Origin of the sequence: Streptomyces sp. NPDC056738, assembly GCF_042790435.1 — a bacterium.
Lineage (GTDB): Bacteria > Actinomycetota > Actinomycetes > Streptomycetales > Streptomycetaceae > Streptomyces.
On the sequence record NZ_JBHTZF010000001.1, the window covers coordinates 574538 to 590988 of the forward strand.

General features: G+C 70.8%; 17 protein-coding genes. 10 read left to right on the forward strand and 7 right to left on the reverse strand.

Annotated elements, in window-relative coordinates:
* The first annotated feature begins 42 nt into the window (after nt 1-42).
* Nucleotides 43-579, forward strand: a complete 537-nt coding sequence (locus tag ACFRIC_RS02310; protein WP_382778588.1) for a 2'-5' RNA ligase family protein — start codon at nt 43-45, stop codon at nt 577-579.
* Nucleotides 580-636: 57 nt separating this feature from the next.
* On the opposite strand, the gene ACFRIC_RS02315 is transcribed toward ACFRIC_RS02310, so the two are convergent.
* Together ACFRIC_RS02315 and ACFRIC_RS02320 are read right to left on the reverse strand one after the other, a co-directional pair.
* A complete protein-coding gene (locus ACFRIC_RS02315; RefSeq protein WP_382778589.1) occupies nt 637-2031 on the reverse strand; it encodes a serine/threonine-protein kinase in 1395 nt (464 codons plus the stop codon).
* A 139-nt stretch (nt 2032-2170) separates the two neighbouring features.
* Entirely contained in the window at nt 2171-2437 is a 267-nt protein-coding gene (locus ACFRIC_RS02320; protein ID WP_382778590.1) for a PadR family transcriptional regulator, read from the reverse strand.
* Nucleotides 2438-2544: 107 nt separating this feature from the next.
* Here ACFRIC_RS02320 and ACFRIC_RS02325 point away from each other — a divergent pair, with 107 nt between their 5' ends.
* From ACFRIC_RS02325 to ACFRIC_RS02335, 3 genes are all read left to right on the forward strand, one after another.
* Complete coding sequence (locus tag ACFRIC_RS02325) at nt 2545-3018, forward strand: carboxymuconolactone decarboxylase family protein (protein ID WP_382778591.1); 474 nt, start codon at nt 2545-2547, stop codon at nt 3016-3018.
* Nucleotides 3019-3062: 44 nt separating this feature from the next.
* Nucleotides 3063-3986, forward strand: coding sequence for an RNA polymerase sigma-70 factor (locus ACFRIC_RS02330; protein WP_382778592.1), 924 nt, complete (start codon nt 3063-3065; stop codon nt 3984-3986).
* A gap of 147 nt (nt 3987-4133) precedes the next feature.
* Complete coding sequence (locus tag ACFRIC_RS02335; protein ID WP_382778593.1) at nt 4134-5420, forward strand: MFS transporter; 1287 nt, start codon at nt 4134-4136, stop codon at nt 5418-5420.
* Here the strand turns inward: ACFRIC_RS02335 and ACFRIC_RS02340 are convergent.
* Nucleotides 5415-6260 (reverse strand): hypothetical protein, encoded by an 846-nt coding sequence (locus tag ACFRIC_RS02340; RefSeq protein WP_382778594.1) that lies wholly within the window; start codon nt 6258-6260, stop codon nt 5415-5417. The two genes, ACFRIC_RS02335 and ACFRIC_RS02340, sit on opposite strands and share 6 nt — an antisense overlap.
* Before the next feature lie 408 nt (nt 6261-6668).
* Here ACFRIC_RS02340 and ACFRIC_RS02345 point away from each other — a divergent pair, with 408 nt between their 5' ends.
* Both ACFRIC_RS02345 and ACFRIC_RS02350 read left to right on the forward strand, forming a co-directional pair.
* Entirely contained in the window at nt 6669-6926 is a 258-nt protein-coding gene (locus tag ACFRIC_RS02345; RefSeq protein ID WP_382778595.1) for a hypothetical protein, read from the forward strand.
* 99 nt (nt 6927-7025) lie between these two features.
* Entirely contained in the window at nt 7026-7583 is a 558-nt protein-coding gene (locus ACFRIC_RS02350; protein WP_382778596.1) for a pyridoxamine 5'-phosphate oxidase family protein, read from the forward strand.
* A gap of 31 nt (nt 7584-7614) precedes the next feature.
* On the opposite strand, the gene ACFRIC_RS02355 is transcribed toward ACFRIC_RS02350, so the two are convergent.
* Nucleotides 7615-8889 carry a PQQ-binding-like beta-propeller repeat protein gene (locus ACFRIC_RS02355; RefSeq protein WP_382778597.1) on the reverse strand — a complete coding sequence of 425 codons (1275 nt, stop codon included), beginning with the start codon at nt 8887-8889 and terminating at the stop codon, nt 7615-7617.
* Nucleotides 8890-8996: 107 nt separating this feature from the next.
* Nucleotides 8997-9908 (reverse strand): MerR family transcriptional regulator, encoded by a 912-nt coding sequence (locus ACFRIC_RS02360; RefSeq protein WP_382778598.1) that lies wholly within the window; start codon nt 9906-9908, stop codon nt 8997-8999.
* Between the two features lie 95 nt (nt 9909-10003).
* On the opposite strand from ACFRIC_RS02360, the gene ACFRIC_RS02365 reads away from it, so the two are divergent.
* A complete protein-coding gene (locus tag ACFRIC_RS02365; protein ID WP_382778599.1) occupies nt 10004-11539 on the forward strand; it encodes an alpha/beta fold hydrolase in 1536 nt (511 codons plus the stop codon).
* 97 nt (nt 11540-11636) lie between these two features.
* On the opposite strand, the gene ACFRIC_RS02370 is transcribed toward ACFRIC_RS02365, so the two are convergent.
* On the reverse strand, nt 11637-11990 hold the full coding sequence (locus ACFRIC_RS02370) for a hypothetical protein (protein ID WP_382778600.1): 354 nt from the start codon (nt 11988-11990) through the stop codon (nt 11637-11639).
* Nucleotides 11991-12110: 120 nt separating this feature from the next.
* Entirely contained in the window at nt 12111-12926 is an 816-nt protein-coding gene (locus ACFRIC_RS02375; RefSeq protein WP_382778601.1) for a DUF427 domain-containing protein, read from the reverse strand.
* Nucleotides 12927-13329: 403 nt separating this feature from the next.
* On the opposite strand from ACFRIC_RS02375, the gene ACFRIC_RS02380 reads away from it, so the two are divergent.
* The 3 genes from ACFRIC_RS02380 (at nt 13330) to ACFRIC_RS02390 (ending at nt 16403) form a co-directional block, all read left to right on the forward strand.
* Nucleotides 13330-13869, forward strand: a complete 540-nt coding sequence (locus tag ACFRIC_RS02380; protein ID WP_382778602.1) for a toxin-antitoxin system, toxin component — start codon at nt 13330-13332, stop codon at nt 13867-13869.
* A 4-nt stretch (nt 13870-13873) separates the two neighbouring features.
* A complete protein-coding gene (locus ACFRIC_RS02385) occupies nt 13874-15085 on the forward strand; it encodes an MAB_1171c family putative transporter (protein ID WP_382778603.1) in 1212 nt (403 codons plus the stop codon).
* An 82-nt stretch (nt 15086-15167) separates the two neighbouring features.
* Nucleotides 15168-16403 carry a hypothetical protein gene (locus ACFRIC_RS02390; RefSeq protein ID WP_382778604.1) on the forward strand — a complete coding sequence of 412 codons (1236 nt, stop codon included), beginning with the start codon at nt 15168-15170 and terminating at the stop codon, nt 16401-16403.
* Nucleotides 16404-16451 lie beyond the last annotated feature (48 nt).

Below are 16451 nucleotides of genomic sequence, written 5' to 3' on the forward strand. Positions count from 1 at the left end.
AAATCGGTCGCGGACCGCCTCGTCCGCCGCTAGACAGGGACGATGACAGGCAACGACTCCAGCATCAGTCAAGTAGCCCAGTCCGGACTGGTGGTGACGGTTCCCGAGGCGGAGCCCGCTGTACGAGCGTGGCGGGACCGGCTGGATCCGTCCGTCCCTTCCGGCATGCCGGCCCATGTCACGGTGCTCTTCCCCTTCCTTCCCGAGAGTCGCTTCGACGGCGACACCTTGGCCGCCATCGCCGACGTGATCGGGCGGCACAAGGCCTTCGAGGCGCGGTTCGAGGGGTGCGGTCGCTTCCCGGGGGTTCTGTATCTCGCCCCGGAGCCGGCCGCCCCGTTCCGCGCGCTCACCGAGGCCGTCGTGGACCGGTGGCCCGAAACCCCGCCGTTCGGCGGCCAGTTCGCCGAGATCGTGCCGCATCTGACCATCGCCCAGGGGCAGGACGACACCATCCTGGACGAGGCGGAAGCCGGGCTTCGAGACGGACTCCCCATCGTCACCCGCGTGGCGTCGGTCGATCTGATGGTCCATGACGGATCACGCTGGCGGCAGCGGGCGTCATTCGCGCTGGGGTGATCCGGGAAGAGGAGGGACCGGCCAGTTCCACGCGCGATCAAGGACCCTCGACCGCTTTCACCTTACTTTTCCCTTCACCTTCTTCGTCGCCTTCTCGGCCTGGCCGGGCGGCCGGCGAGCTTCTGACTTCGCAGCGCCGTGAGCTGCTGCGCCGGGCAGACCTGCTTTGCTCGACCTTGCGGGTACCGAGGCCGCGGACGAGTCTGGCGCTGCGCCGACGCCAGATGCGTGCATCGAACCGGCGGAAGCGTGTCCGTCACTTCGCCCCGGCACGCCGTCAGCGGAGCGACCGGTGCCGGTGCGTTCGGTAGGGACCTTCCCCGCAGGGGCCGTGGTCTGCTTCTTCCGCCCGGCGTCGGGGACGCCGGTGATCCCGGTCCCGCTTCGATCATCGCCGTGTGATGTGGAATTGCCGGAGACGCCAAGAGCAGTCACCAGGGCTGCGGCCAGAGCGACGCCGACACCGACGGCCAAGGGGCCCTTCCGCACCGCCCTGGTGCGCGCAGCCACCTGTTCCCTGCCGCCGGGCAGCGGGTTGCCGTGTGTGCGGCCCCCTGCGCGAGACCGCGTGTGGCTGATCACGGAACTCTCCGCGTGGTGCGCGGGGTTGACCGCGAGTTGCCCTGTTTCGGTCGACTCGGCCAGTGCGCGGGCGCAGTCGTCGGCTGTCGGGCGGTCGTTCTCGTCCAGGGCTGTCATGGCCCGCACGAGGTCGGCGAGTTGTGGTGGAAGATGGCGGGGCAACGCGGGTTGCCGGTGCAGGCGCGCGATCGCCGCTTCCAGCGGGGCGCCGTCGTACTCGAGCCGGCCGGTGAGGCATTCGAGCAGTACCAGACCAAGGGCGTAGATGTCGGCGGGCCGGCCGACGGGCTGTCCGAGGACCTGCTCGGGTGCGAGGTAGGCGGCCGTGCCGATGAGTGTCCCGGTGGCGGTCTGCGTGGTGGCGTCCAGCAGTCGGGAGATGCCGAAGTCGGTCAGGTAGGGCCGGTGAGAAGCATCGAGAAGGATGTTGGACGGTTTGACGTCTCGATGGACGACGCTCTCCTCGTGGGCGTGAGCCAGCGCGTGGGCGACACCGGAGCCCAGTGCGGCGGTGTCCTCGAAGGTCAGCGGACCTGCGGTGATGCGGCGCCTCAGCGTGGTGCCTTCGACGAGTTGCATGACCAGGAAGACACGACCGTCGTGCTGTCCGGCGTCGAAGGCGGTGACGAGTCCTGGGTGGTGCAGGCGGGCCAGGATCGCGGCTTCGCCTTGCGAGGTCTCCTCCGTGTCGAAACCGGTTTCGGGCCGGAAGACCTTGACTGCCACAGGCCGCCTCAGCCGCAGATCGAAGCCGCGGTGGACATCCGCGGCGCCACCCGAGCCAAGAAGGCCGTCCAGACGGTACCTGCCATTGAGTATGTCGGCCGAGCATCGGGACGCCACGGCCCGAGCCGATTCACGAAGCCTCATTTCCCTCTCCCACCGCATCGAGGGGCGGATACCCCTGGCGAGCCGTGGCCGACGCGCCGCCGCAAGCAGGTACCCGCAAGGAGCTGGATTACCCGTCACGGTCGCGCGAGTCGGTGCATAGGCCATCGTTCGCGGACGCTCAACCGACCGGACCACCAGGTAGCTCGGCATCGTCCTCCGCGGCGACTGCGCCGACCGGACGCGTGGCCGCCCAGCCGGGCAGCGGCTGCCTGCGGGCGCGACAGGCACGCGCGAGGGCCAGGCGAGCCTGTTCGGCGCCGTCCTTGGTGATCCGGTAGAAGCGACGACGCGGTCGACCGGCTTCCTCGTGGACGGTCGGGTCCTCCCAGGTGCTGTCCACCCAGCCGACCTGTTCCAGCCGGGCCAGGATCGGATGGCCGTACACGGGTGCGCCGTGGGTCGATGTGACGCGGGTCGCATTCGTTCGTGTCACAGGTGGGCGGGCTGCCTCGTCTCGGGGATGTAGACACCGCCGAACACGAGGAGTCCACGATGGAAGCGCGACTGAACTACTTCGCCGACCCGACCGCCGGCAAGGCCCTCAAGCACCTGATGGCGGCCGGGAAGGCGCTGAAGGACTCGGCGTTGCCGGCCGCGACGCAGGAGCTGGTGTCGCTGCGGGTGAGCCAGATCAACGGATGCGCCGTCTGCATCGACATGCACACCAAGGAGGCCGCGGCCGCCGGTGAGACCTCGGTGCGGCTGAACCTGGTCGCGGCCTGGCGGGAGGCGACGGTCTTCACGGAGGCCGAGCGCGCCGCGCTGGAGCTCGCGGAGGAAGGCACCCGGGTCGCGGACGCGGCCCAAGGGGTCGGCGACGAGGTGTGGGCGCGTGCCGTCAAGCACTACGACGAGGGACAGCTCACGGCCCTGGTCATGCTGGTCTCCTTCATGAACACGGCGAACCGGCTGAACATCATCGCCCGGCAGCCGGCCGGCGACTACGAGCCGGGACAGTTCCACTGATCGGCGACCGGGGCAGGGCAGGAGCGAGGGAAGGGGAAACAGGCGTGAACAAGGCCGAGGAGTTCGAGGAGCTGCGGGCGCTGCTGTTCTCGATCGCCTACCGGATCCTGGGCAGCGTCAGCGAGGCCGAGGACGCGGTGCAGGAGACCTGGCTCCGCTTCGACCGCTCGACGACCCTGCCCACCTCGGCGAAGGCCTTTCTGTCGGCCACGGTGACGCGGGTGTCGATCGACGTACTGCGCTCGGCGCGCGTACGGCGGGAGGAGTACGCGGGAGCGTGGCTGCCCGAGCCGCTGCTGAGTGATCCGTACGAGGATCCGGAGCGCTCGGCGGAACTGGCCGACTCCGTGTCGATGGCGGCGCTGCTCCTGCTGGAACGGCTCAGCCCGCTGGAGCGGTCGGTGTTCGTGCTGCGGGAGGTGTTCGCCTTCGGGTTCGACGAGATCGCGACGGCGGTGGGGCGTTCGGAGGCGGCGTGCCGGCAATTGCTGGTGCGGGCACGCCGCCACATGAAGGCCGGCCGGCCGCGGTTCGAAGCGGACCGCAAGGAGCGCCAGGAACTGGCGGAGCGCTTCTTCGACGCGCTGAGGGACGGAGACGTGGGCGCGCTGCGCAGTCTGCTGGCGGCCGACGTGCAGATGGTGGGGGACGGCGGGGGCAACGCCCCGGCTCTGGCCCGGACCGTCGTCGGCGCGGAGAACGTGGCCCGGCTCCTGGCCGCCGCCTTCCCGGTGCTGGCCCGGGTCGACGTCACCTTCGAGCCGCACGAGGTCAACGGGCAGCCCGGGGCGGTCTTCCGAACCTCGGACGGCAAGATCCTGCACACGCTGGCGCTCGATGTGCTCGACGGTCAAATCCAGGCCATCCGCTCGGTGCTCAACCCGGACAAGCTCGGGCACCTGGGCCCGGTCGCCGACGCCTGGGCCGTCCATCGCGAGGTGAAACAGGCGCGCCGCCGGACGGACTGACGCCCCGGTCCGCCGGCGGCGCGGCAGACCTCGCGTTCGGTCCGAGCCGAGGACGGTGGCGGTTGAGCCGAAAACGATTCGCCCCGGCCGGAGGGTGGCGGTTACCCTGCGCGACGTGAACGACCCCCGCGTGACCCACCGTCCCTCATGAGCCTGACCCGAACCTTGATCGACGTCCGCCCACTGCGTACGTCCCCGGCCTTCCGGCGTCTGCTGATCGGCCGGACCGTTTCCGTACTCGGCAGCTTCATGACCATGGTCACCGTCATGTACCAGGTCTGGGACATGACGCACAGCACGGTCTGGACCGGCGCGGTGGGGCTGGCGCAGGCGCTGCCGATGGTCGTGTTCGGACTGTTCGCCGGTTCCTGGGCGGACCGCGGCGACCGTCGGCGGATCTACCTGTCCGCGAACGTCGGTCAGGCGGCCGTCTCGCTGCTGCTGGCGGTGCAGGGCTTCACCGGGCATGTTCCGGTGGCGGGCGTACTCGCCCTGGTCGCCGCGCAGTCGTTCTGCTCGGCCGTCGGTGCCCCGGCGGCGGGCGTGTTCGTGCCGAGGCTGCTGCCGAAGGAGCAGGTGGCGGCCGGGCTGGCGCTCCAGCAGATCAGCGGTCAGGCCATGATGCTCGTCGGTCCGGCCCTCGGCGGCATCCTGCTCGGCTGGGCCGGCATCGGACCGTGCTACCTCGTCGACGCCCTGTCCTTCGGGCTCTCGTTCTACGGAGCGTTCGGGCTGCCCGCTCTGCCGCCCGAGGGCGAACCGTCCCGGGCCGGGCTGCACGGGGTGCTGGACGGACTGCGCTTCCTGGCCGGGCACCGGGCGGTGCGCGGTGCGCTGATCACCGACCTGGCCGCCACCGTGCTCTCGATGCCGACCAGCCTGTTCCCGCTGGTCAACGCCGAACGGTTCGGCGGCAGTCCGCGCACCCTCGGTCTGTTCCTGTCCGTGCTCGCCGTCGGCGGCATCGCCGCGTCCGCGCTGTCCGGGACGATCACGCGGCTGGGGCGTCCCGGGCCGGTGATGCTGTGCGGGGCCGGGCTGTGGGGTGCGGCCCTGGCGGCCTTCGGCCTGGTGCGCGACCCGTGGGCCGGACTCGCGCTCCTGGTCGTGGCGGGCGCCGCCGACGCCCTCTCGGTGATCGCCCGCAGCACGATCGTCCAGACACACACCCCGGACGCCCTGCTGGGCCGGGTGACAGCGGCCGAGACGATCGTCGGCCAGGCGGGACCGAACTTCGGCAACCTGCGCGGCGGCGTCGTGGCGGGCTGGACCTCGGGGGCCACCGCCCTGGTCAGCGGCGGCCTCCTGTGCCTGTTCGCGGTTCTCTGGGTCGGCGCGAAGACCCCGGAACTGCGTGGCAGACCCATGCCCGAGGCCGACGCCAGCGACACCCCGCTCAAGCCCGTGGACATCCCCGTAAGGGAGGCATCATGACCGGCGGGGCCGCTTGTCGGTCGGCGGGAACGCGAGACCGGTCGGGGTGTTGAGCCCGGAGGCGGGGAGCGTGACCTGGCCGCCGCCGGTCTCGCCGACTCGTACCACCCGGTTGTTGAACCCGTCGGCCACGTACAGGCCGCCGCGGCCGTCCAGGGCGAGGCCCAGCGGATCGCTCAGTCCGGTGATCGGCACCGTGCTCTGCGTACCGCCGGCCGCGGACACCTTGACGACACGGTTGTTGCCGCTGTCCGCGATGTAGAGGTCGCCGGCGGCGTTCAGGACGAGGCCGGTCGGCTGGGACAGGCCGACCGTGGGAACCGTGGTCTGGCCGCTGCCGTCCGCGGCGATCCTGACCACGCGGTCGTTGACGAAATCGGAGATGTACAGGTCGCCGCCGGTGCCCAGGGCCAGGCCCCAGGGGTGGAGCAGTCCCGTGGTGGGGACGGTGGTCTGCCCGCTGCCGTCGGAGGGGACCTTCACGACGCGGTCGTTGAAACTGTCGGCGATGTACAGCGTGCCGTGGGCGTCGACGGCGAGACCCAGCGGGCGGGAGAGGCCGACGGTCGGGACGGTGGACTGCGCGCCGCCCTTCTCCTCCAGCTTCAGCACCCTGTTGTTGCCCGTGTCGGAGACGTAGAGATCGCGGGCCGCGTCCCACGCCAGACCGGTCGGGCGTACGACACCGTCGATGGGCACCGTCGTCTGCCCGTCGCCCATCGCCGCGAGCCGCACCACACGGTTGTTGCCGTAGTCGGAGACGAACAGCGGGGGCCTGGCGGGTGAGGGCCCGCTCTCCTGGGACGCGCCCGCAGGTCCGGTGGGCAGTGCGCAGAGCACGAGGACTCCCGTGACGGCGGCGAGCCGACGGGCCCACCCCGCACGGCCGTCGGCCGGTGCGGACCTGCGTGTTCGTGCTTGCGTCGCCCTGTTCCTCACGGTTCGCCCATCTGTTCTCGACGGCCGGCGCGTCGCCCGGCCGTCCGCGGACACGATGATCGATGCCTTCCCCCGACGCGCGGCGCATCCCACCGCCGTCGCCCGCTCGGCCGACCGCCAGGTGCGAGGAACCGACGGCTCTGGGGTGCGCGGAGCCGCAGACGGCAGGGAGCCCGAGGAAGAGCAGACCGCCGGGGGTGCGCGGAGTCGCGGACCGCCGGGGCGCGAGGAACCGCAGACCACCGGGGCGCGAAGAACTACCGTGCGCCTGCGCGACGGGTGCCGGGCGAGGCGCTTGAATACCGGAGCGTGACTACCGAATCTCAGCGTTTCACCGTCCTGCTGGTACCCGAGTACGTCGAGCACACCGACGCCACCTCCGTCCAGGAAGCTGCCGTGCGGTCGGCCGACGTCGAGGCGACCGGAGAGACGGGCGAGACGGGCTACCCGCGCTACGCGGGCGAGGGCGTCGTGGCCGACATCGACCCCCGGACGCGCACGGTCGAGGCGGTTCTCGTCGACGGCTCGGAGCTGGACTACGGACTCAGCGCCATCGTCTCCCCCTGATCCGGCCACCGGGGCGCGTGATCCGACGAGAGAGCGGCCGCGGCGATGAATTCGGGGCGGCCGAGGAGTCGTTGTCAGGAAGAGGAAGGGAGTTCCGTCATGCCGACACAGGAACCCGTGAAGCAGCCCGCCACCGAGCTCGACGCCCGCTACAGCTCCGCGCTCTCTCCCCGCCCGGGAGCGGCGGACGTCACGGCCACCGAATGGGCCGAGGCCCTGCGCACGATGGAGGCCGCCGAGATCTTCTGGGTGTCGACCGTCCGGCCCGACGGCCGGTTGCACGTCACCCCCGTGATCGCCGCGTGGCACGAAGGAGTGCTGTACTTCTCGACCGGCCCGGGCGAGCAGAAGGCGAAGAACCTCGCCCACAACCGTCACTGCGCGCTGACCACCGGCGCGAACTCGCTCACCGAAGGCCTGGACGTCGTGATCGAGGGCGAGGCCTCACCGGTCTCCGATCCGGCCGTCGTGGAAGAGGTGATCACCGCGTACGCAAGGAAGTACGGGCCGCACATCACCTCCCCGGAGGGAACCTTCCACGGGATCGGGGACGCGTTCCGCAAGGGAGACGCGGTGGTGTACGCGGTCGCTCCGGCCACCGGTTACGGCTTCGGCCGGGACGACGGGGTCTACACCCATACGCGGTGGGCGTTCTGAGCCGCCTCCTCGACCTTCCCGCTCGGGTCGCTCACGTCACGAGCCATACCTCGTGCGACGACTCGAGCAACCCGACACGGACGGCGCCGTCACCGACCTCCTCGACCTCGAGGTCGGTCAGCCGCATGTCGTCCGGCACGGTCAGGTGCGGCAGACGCAGCCGGTGGAGCAGCTTTCCGCTGTGGACGTCCAGGACGAGCAGGTCGGCCTGGAGGTCCCGGTCCTCGTACTCTTCGAGGACCGTCGAGTTCTCCACGACGTAGACCCGTCCGTCGGCGATCCTGGCCCAGCCGAACGAGAAGCCCGCCGCGGCCCGGCGTTCCCAGGCGCGCTCGCCGATTCCCGTGTCGTAGGCCGTCAGGACGGTGCTGTGAGCACTGTCCGGCGGTACGTCCTCGCCTGCGGAGATGACGACGCCCTCCCGCGCGTCCATGGGAAACCACTCGTCGCTGGTGAATTCGGCCCGCGGTTCGGCACCGTGCCGGCCGACGTCCAGGAGTTGGACGCGGGCCGCTTCGCCCACGTTCCCGGAATCCGTCGGGGAGTCCGCGACCAGGGTGTGGTCGTCGGCCTGGTGGACCTCTTGCCGCACCGCACGGGTCCACAGGGTGGCGCCGGTGCGATTGTCGACGCCGATCACGACACCGGCCATGTCGCCCGAGGTCTTGCAGCTGAGTTCGACGACGGTCAGGTGCTCCGGAAAGTCGTACGCGTTCCAGGGCCCGGGGTCCTCGCAGGACCGGGGTTGTCTCAGCCTCCACAGTTCGTCTCCGTCGCGCTCGGAGAAGGCGGCGACACCGCCGGGGGTCTGCGCGACGACCTGGCCGGCGCCGATGTGAAGGTCCTGGAAGCCGTTCCGCGAGAAGTCGGTGCGCCACCGTACGCGCCCGGTGCGCAGGTCGATGCCCACGAGCTTCCCGTCCTCGAACCAGGCCACCACCGTGTCGGCCGACACCTCGACCGACGCGAGGTCGCCGTGGTGGTCGCGGCGCTCGTAACGCCAGTACTCCTCGCCCGTACGCACGTTCAGGGCCATGACAGCGGAGTGGGTGGAGTCGACGGCCAGTCCGTGGACCAGTGCTTCGGGGCGGTAGGACCGGTGCGCGGCATGTGTCGGTGCGGCCGGTGCCTCCGACCCCAACGCCGCCGGAAACGGCCCCTGGTTGCCGGTCACCAGATCCCGTTCTATGTACCAGTCGATGAAGGAGTGCCAGGCCATGGCGATCAGGAGGAGCACCGCGAGCATCATGGCGCGCCGCTGCGCCGTCGGGTCCGGTTGCCCCAGCAGACGTATCTCTCCCGCCACCGCTCTCCCCCCACCGTCAACCGGCAGAACCCCATGATCCGTCGGTCCGGTGATCTTCCCGTCTCACTTCTGGAGGACACAAGGGACGGAACCGGGGGATGCCAGGTTCAGCCCGCCCGGGCGACTTCGTCGTCCAGTGCGGCGCACAGCCAGTCGTGGATGGCGCCGGGGGTCGGTTCGGGTGAGGCGGTGATCTCGGCGGTGAGATTCCAGTAGTGGTCGATACGGGGGTCGGCGGCGAGTTGCCCGCTGAGCCCGCGGCGGAACGCGGGCGTGTCCCGGGTGTCACGGGAGCGGGCGTAGGCGGAGACGAAGCAGTCGAGCGCGTCGCCCGCTCGCGGTGTCCGGTGCGCACGCAACTGGGGTGAGGCCAGCGCGTACGCCTCGACGAGACCGTCGTAGAGCACGGCCGGACGGCCGCCGTCGGGCTGATGCGCCGCGGGCTGGCCGTTGTCCGCGCCGGGGCACGGGGCGGTGACGAAGGCGTGCAGCCGGGTGAAGGCCAGCACCTGGGCCGGTGTCGGGCCTTCGGGGAGTTGCGGGACCGAGTGTTCCACGATCGCGGAGACGAGCCGGGCCGGGAGCCGCGGCGGCAGCCAGCGCCGCCAGAAGCGGGCCAGTGGCGCGGTGCTGGGCGGTACGGACACGGCGCCGATCAGCCGCAGACGAGCGGCGCGTTCCTCGGGGGCGCTGTCCCGGAGCAGTTGGAGGGCCGCTTCCTGCCAGCGCAGGGCGGTGAGCCGCGAGCCGATCCGCCGCAGCTGCCCCGCGACGACGTCCTCCAGGATGTCGTCCTGGTCGAGGATCCGCTCCACTTCCGGTACCGGCAGGTCGAGGGTGCGCAGCGAACGGATCAGGTTCAGGCGGTCGAGCGCCTCGGGGCCGTAGCGGCGGTGGCCGCCCGAGCTGCGGGCGCCTTCGGGCAGCAGCCCACGGTCCGAGTAGAAGCGGACGGTCTTGACGGTGACTCCGGCGCGCTCGGCGAGCTCTCCGATGCTCCACATGGTGTCGGGGGACACGGACTTGAACCTCCCTCAGGGGGAGTTCCTACCGTACCGGCGAGCGCGGAGCGCCGGTACGCCCGGCCCGTGGAACCCGGTACGAGGAGACAGCGATGACGACCTTCATCCTGGTGGCAGGCGCCCACACCGGCGGCTGGATCTGGCGGGAAGTGGCCGCAGGGCTACGGGAGTCGGGGGCGCAGGTCCATCCGGTGACTCTCAGCGGCATGGGCGACCCCGGGCGTCCGGCCGGACCGGGCACGGACCTCGAGACGCACATCGACGAACTGCTCCTGCTCATCGACGAGTTGGATGCGCCGGAGGTGGTTCTGGTGGGTCACTGCTACGGCATCCACCCGGTGCTCGGCGCCGCCGACCGACGTCCTGAGCGGGTCGCCCGGATCGTCCATCTGGATGCCGGCATGCCACAGCACGGGGACCATGCGCTGGCCTTGGTGCCGGACGAGACGGTACGCGCCCGGCTGCTGCACCGGTCCGGTGCGGGCGGGGACGACTGGCTGATCCCTCCGCCGCCGTCGCCGGAGGCGTGGCAACGCTGGGGCAGCGTCGCCGGCATCCCGTCGGCCGCGCTCGCCCGGCTGGCGGAGAGCGCCGAACCGCAGCCGGCGGGCACGCTCATCCAGCCGCTGCGTCTGACGGGGGCGGTCTCCGCGCTGCCGGCGACCGGCGTCCTGTGCACCGGGAACGGTTCGAGCATCGCGATGGTCGAGGGCTTGGTGGGGTTGGGGGACCCCCGGTTCCTGGCACTCGCCGAGCCTCGTGTGACCTTCTTCGAACTCGACACCGGACACTGGCCGATGCTCTCCCGTGCGCAGGAGGTGGCCGCGATACTCCTCCGGGCCGCCGCGGGCGAAGGCCATCGGGTGAGCGCCGCGGTGAGCGAACGGCCCGCGCACCTCAGGCCGTTCCTGCTCGACGTACCGGAACGGCGCCGTGAGCGGATCGGGCGGATCGATCTCCACCTCCCCGGTGACGTCGCCGACGAGCCCTCGGGAGACGAAGGTCCGTGGCCGGCGGTCGTGTTCGTGCACGGTGGTCCCGTTCACCCCGGTGTGCGGCCGACTCCGCGCGACTGGCCGGGCTTCGTCGGCTACGCGCGCCTCGTGGCGGACCTGGGGGCGGTCGGCGTGACGCCGGACCATCGGCTGCACGATCTGGCCGACTTCGGGCGGGCCGCCGAGGACGTAGCCGAGGCGGTGGACCTCGTACGGGCCGATCCGCGGGTCGATTCCGACCGTGTGGCCCTGTGGTTCTTCTCCGTCGGCGGCCTGCTCTCGGCGGACTGGCTCGCGGCGCCTCCTCCATGGCTGCGGTGCGTGGCGGCCACGTATCCGGTCCTCGCTCCCATGCCGAACTGGGGGCTCGTCGATGCCCGGTTCCGCCCGGCGGTCGCCGTTCGAGGGGCGGAGGGGCTGCCGTTCGTGTTGACCCGGGTCGAGTCGGAGCGCACCGAGATCGCGGCGACGGTCGAGGAGTTCCTGGCCGCCGCCAAGGAGTGTGACACCGCGGTCGAGGTGATCGACGTGCCCCTGGGCCGGCACGGCTTCGAGACGACCGATCGTTCCGAGGGGGCCCGCGATGCCGTGGAGCGCGCGGCGCGGTCCGTCCTCGGCCACCTGCGCGGTTGATCGCTCGCCGCTTCCGCCCGGGCGGTTCAGGCTGAGGCGGCGGTTCGAGGCTGCCTGGCATGCAAGCACCGGCGAAGAGGGGCTGGTTGCCGAGGAATCAGTGGTCGGGTGTCGCGGGATCCGGCTTCCCGCGGAGCCGCGCCTTGCGCGTGAGGCTGACGAGAGCACCCGTGACGCCCACCAGTGCCGTCAGGACGGCGACGGGCCCGGCCGCGCTGTCGTCGACGGAGGCCACCGCGACGGTCAGTGCCCACAGGGCGACGCCGCCGAGTACCCAGGGCCGGGCGGCGAGTTCGCCTCGTACGCGCCACTGGTGGAAGAGGAGACCGAAGCCGCCCATGCCGAGCAGCATCACCGTGACGAAACCCCGTTCCGGCCAACTGTGCAGGCGCAGCGCGACGGATACGACGATGGACCCTACGCCGATCACTCCCCCGATGATCTGGCGCATCCGTGCACCACGCATCCCGGCCCCCGTCCGCCTTCGCCGTTTCAGCGCCGAAGCGTAATCCTCACGTCGCCGGGTGGAAAGATCCGCGTCCGCTCCTGAACCGCCTCCCCGCCTCCGGGCTCACTTCCGCGTCCGCTCCGGGACCCTTCGGGTGAAGGGGGTGACGGGGCGTTCCAGGGCTGCGCCGTCGACGGTGATGTCGACCGCCTCGTTGTAGAAGGACAGGAGATCCTTGATCGGGCCCACCGCCGGTAGCGGGTCCGGGTAGCTCCAGACGATGTTCGTGGCGTGGGCGGCTCCGTCCCGGAACGACCAGTAGCCGGCCGTGCCCTTGTAGGGGCAGCCGGTGTGGTGGCCGGTGGGGACGAACAGGTCCATGCGGATGTCCTCGCGCGGGATGTAGAAGCGCGTCGGCAGTGCCGTCTCGAAGAGCAGGACCGGGCGGACGGTGTCGGCGACGAGCGTGCCGTCGATCTCGACCGTCACATGCCGGGTGCTGGCCATGGCGTCCACCCGTTTGTGCGGGTCGCGCGGGTGGATGAAGATCTCTTCCTCCTCCTCGTACCAGTGGTCGAGGCCCCGGCCGACGCGGCCGAACCATTCGAAGGCGATGTGTCCGGCCAGGTCGGCGCCGGGGAACGTCCAGGCCGCGTTCTCCTGGAGCTCTCCGTCGATCTCGAGGTCGTAGAAGATCCGTGATCCGGTGTGCGTGCCGGTCGCGGGGTTCTTCGCGGGGCGGAGCAGGTCCTCGCGGACCTCCGCGCGCGGGAAGGCGTACAGCGGGACCGGTACGGCCGGCTCCCACACGAGGACGGGGTGCCTGCTGTCGACGACGGTCACCTCGCCGCGCACGCCGCGCACCCAGCGGTCGCTGGGCTCCCACAGAAGTCCCTCGGGGGTGGTCCGGACGGCTCGCTCGGTGGGGAATGGGGTCATGACCGGTTCTCCTTCGGATCTTCCGGGTGGTGACTCGGCACATCGGGCACGGTCGTCCTCGTCCCTCGCGAGCCGTCCAGGGGGCCGGAGACCCGCGGGGCGCGCCCGTCCGCCGCGGCCGCCGGAGCCGTTCGGGCCACCTGGACGACGGCTATATCCAGTCATCCGGCCCAGCGCTCACGGGTCTGCTTTTATCGGACTTGTTCAGCATCATATGCCCCATCGCGATGTCGCCTTCGGATGCTCGCCCGTGCACGGCAAGCGCGGGTTTGGCATATTGCGTACGGAGGCCGACCGTGCCGTCGTCCCGGATCGGCGCCGACCTGTACAGAGCGAAGAACGCTGACACGAAGCCGCAGGCTTCTCGCACTTCCTGGGGAGAACAGTGCGCAAGGTAAGGGTCATGCGTCGTCTGGTCGACGAGCTGGTCACCGGTGTGGAACTGCCGGTCCCCTCCGAGCCCGACGCCCTTTTCGACGCCTTGATCCGCCTGGTCGGCGCGAAGACCGGTCGCGAACTCGTCGTCCTGCGCAAGGAGTTCCCGCATCGGACGGCCAGTGGTCTCTGGCTCGATCTGCCCGACCGCGACATCATCGTGATCGACGAGCGTGCGACACCGCTCCATCAACTGGCGATCTTCTTCCACGAGGTCTGGCATCTGCTCGACGGCGCGTGCGGCAACCACGCCGTCGGGCACTCCGTGGCCACCCGGATGCTGGCCACCCGCCCGGATCTGCCCGAGCTGGACGAGACCGTGCGCCGGGTGGCCGCGCGCACCGAGTTCAAGCACAGCGAGGAGCGGGCCGCCGAGACGTTCGGCCTGCTGGCGGCCACGCGGTTCCGCGTATGGCTGGAGAGCGAGCCGGGCAGTGCGGCGACGGGTCGCGACGACATCGCCGGACGCATCAACGCGTCGCTGGGAAACCGTCGTCGGCAGGTCTGAGCCCGTGGACTCCTTCGACTACTACATACCCGCCGCCGCTCTGTGGATCTGCCTCGGCGTGAAGATTCCGGATCTGTGGAGAGCCTGGCGGGACCCGCTCGTCCGGTCGGTCTGCGTCGTCATCGCCGTGGGGGGCGCGGGATTCTTCTTCGCGGCGCCCCCGACGATCGCCGCCGTGAACAGGATCAGCGGGGTCCCGAACGCGTCGAGTCTGCTGGTGTACATCATCATCAGCGGGTTCAGCGCCTCCTGCCTGCTGCTCATCGTCCACTGGCGCGGCGGCTCGCCCGAGCACGTACGGCGGGTCTCGCGACACTGGCTCCTCGGATACACACTGGTCGTCGCCGCGCTGGTCGCGCTGTTCGGCCTGGGTCACGCTCCGGTGGAACGTCGAACCGATTTCGACACGTACTACGCGTCGACGCCCTACATCGGCGAGATGATCATGCTGTACCTGCTGGCGCACATGACCGCCGCTCTCGTCACCACGATGATGTGCTGGCGCTGGGCTCTCCAGGTCCAGGGCTGGCTGCGTGCCGGCCTGTGGATCCTGTGCGTCGGCTGGCTGCTGAATCTCTCCTTCAGCAGCCTGAAGCTGGTCGCGGTGGCCGCTCACAGGACCGGCCGGGACTGGGACGTTCTCAGCACCACCTTCTCCCCCCTCGTCTCGGCCATGGCCGCTCCCTTCGCCATCGTCGGATTCCTGCTGCCCCTGGTGGGCCCCTGGGCGGTCGGCATCGGACGGACCCTTGTCGCCTTCGTACGGCTCGGGCCGCTGTGGAACGAACTCAGTGGCGCCAGCCCCGGCACCTCCCTGGCCGCGCCCATCCGCTGGTACGCCTCGCCCCAGGTGCACCTGACCCGACGCGAGGCGGGCATCCAGGACGGGCTGAGCCTCGTACGCCCGCAGCTCGACGACGACGTCCGGGCACACGCGCAGTCGGCCGCCGAAGCCGCCGGCAGCAGCGGCCCGGAAGCCGTTCTCGTCGGTCAGGCGGCGATGATCCGCGCGGCCGCGCAGGCCACCCGCCAGGGCCGCACCCGCGCACCGCACGCTCCCGGGGACTCGGCCGTCCCGACCGCGCGTGCCGCTCTCGTGGGGGTGTCCCGTGCCCTGCGCAGCTCACCCGTCGCGGCCGCCGTCCGCACGGATTCGGCGGCGCCGCCCCGTCCTGCTGTCGAACACGTCGAGGATGGCGAGAAATCATCCACATGAGCCCATCCGCAGCGCCCGCCCCGGGTCCCGACCAGGCCGCCGCGAGCCCGCGCCCGGTCCGCACCCGGAAGGGCCGTGATCGATGAACGGCAGCGGCTTGGTCTTCTACATCCCCGGCGCCATCCTGCTCATCGCCGTCGCGATCAAAGTCCCCTCGCTGAGGGAGACATGGCGCGACCCCGCGATCATGCCCAGCAGCGCGATCCTTCTGATCGGCTCCGCCGTGTGCCTGTTCTCCGCGCCCCCGACGATCACCGCGGTCAACGCGTTCACCGGGATATCCAACTTCTCCGGACCGCTCGTGTACTGCGGCATGTCCGCGCTGAGCGCCGCCTACATCGTCCTGATGATCGTGTGGCGGGGCGGGCCCCTCCCGGAGGTCAGGCGGCGGATGCTCCTGGTGGTGGCCCTCTACACGGTGGTGATCATCGGGATCGTCGTGCTCTTCGCACTGGCCGACGCGCCCGTCGAGCGGACACGGGACCTGGACACCTACTACGCCAACACCCCGTACATGCGCGAAATGATCCTGCTGTATCTGGCGTTTCACACCCTCGCCACCGTCATTCTGACGGGCATGTGTCTCGGCTGGCTCCGGATGGTCACCGGAATCACCCACACGGGCCTGACCCTGATCGTGATCGGCAGTTGCTTCGACCTGTCCTACCAAGCGGCGAAGTACGCCTCCCTGGCGGCCCGTTGGACCGGCCGTGACTGGGACTTCCTCAGCACCGACGTGTCACCGCCGCTGGTCGCGCTCGCCGGCGTCCTGGTCGCCACCGGCTTCGCGCTGCCCCGCCTCGGCCCGCCTCTGGCGGACAACGCGCGCGCCTGGAACCGCTACCGGCTCCAGAAGCCGCTCTGGGCGGAGCTGCGCGACCTGCGGGGTTCGGCGACGGCGGAGTTCCGCTGGTGGACCTCGCCCGTGGTACGCCTGACCCAGCAGGAGATCACGATCCTGGACGGTGTCCTGGCCTGTGGGCCCTACCTGGACCTGGAGATCCGTGACGCCGCCTACGCCGAGGCACTTCGGCAGTCGGCCGCACCGGCGGAGTCCGGCCGCGCGCGACAGACGGTGCTGGAGGACGCGCGGGTGGTGGCGGACGCCGCCATGCTGGCCGCGGCACGCATTCATGTGACGGAGCGTCACAGTGCTTACCGCACAACCGAGGTGAGCCTGCTCGAAACCGTGGAACGCCCCCACACCAGGGTCCGACTCGCCCGGGCCATCGGGTCCTCGCCCATCGTCGCGGCGGCCCGTCGGCGCGCGGCCCTGCGCGACGTGCGGCAGGAGGGATCCCAACCGCCGCGGTCGTGAAGGTACGTTGTCTCCCCGCAGTTCGAACTTCGGTGCTCCTGGCGGCAA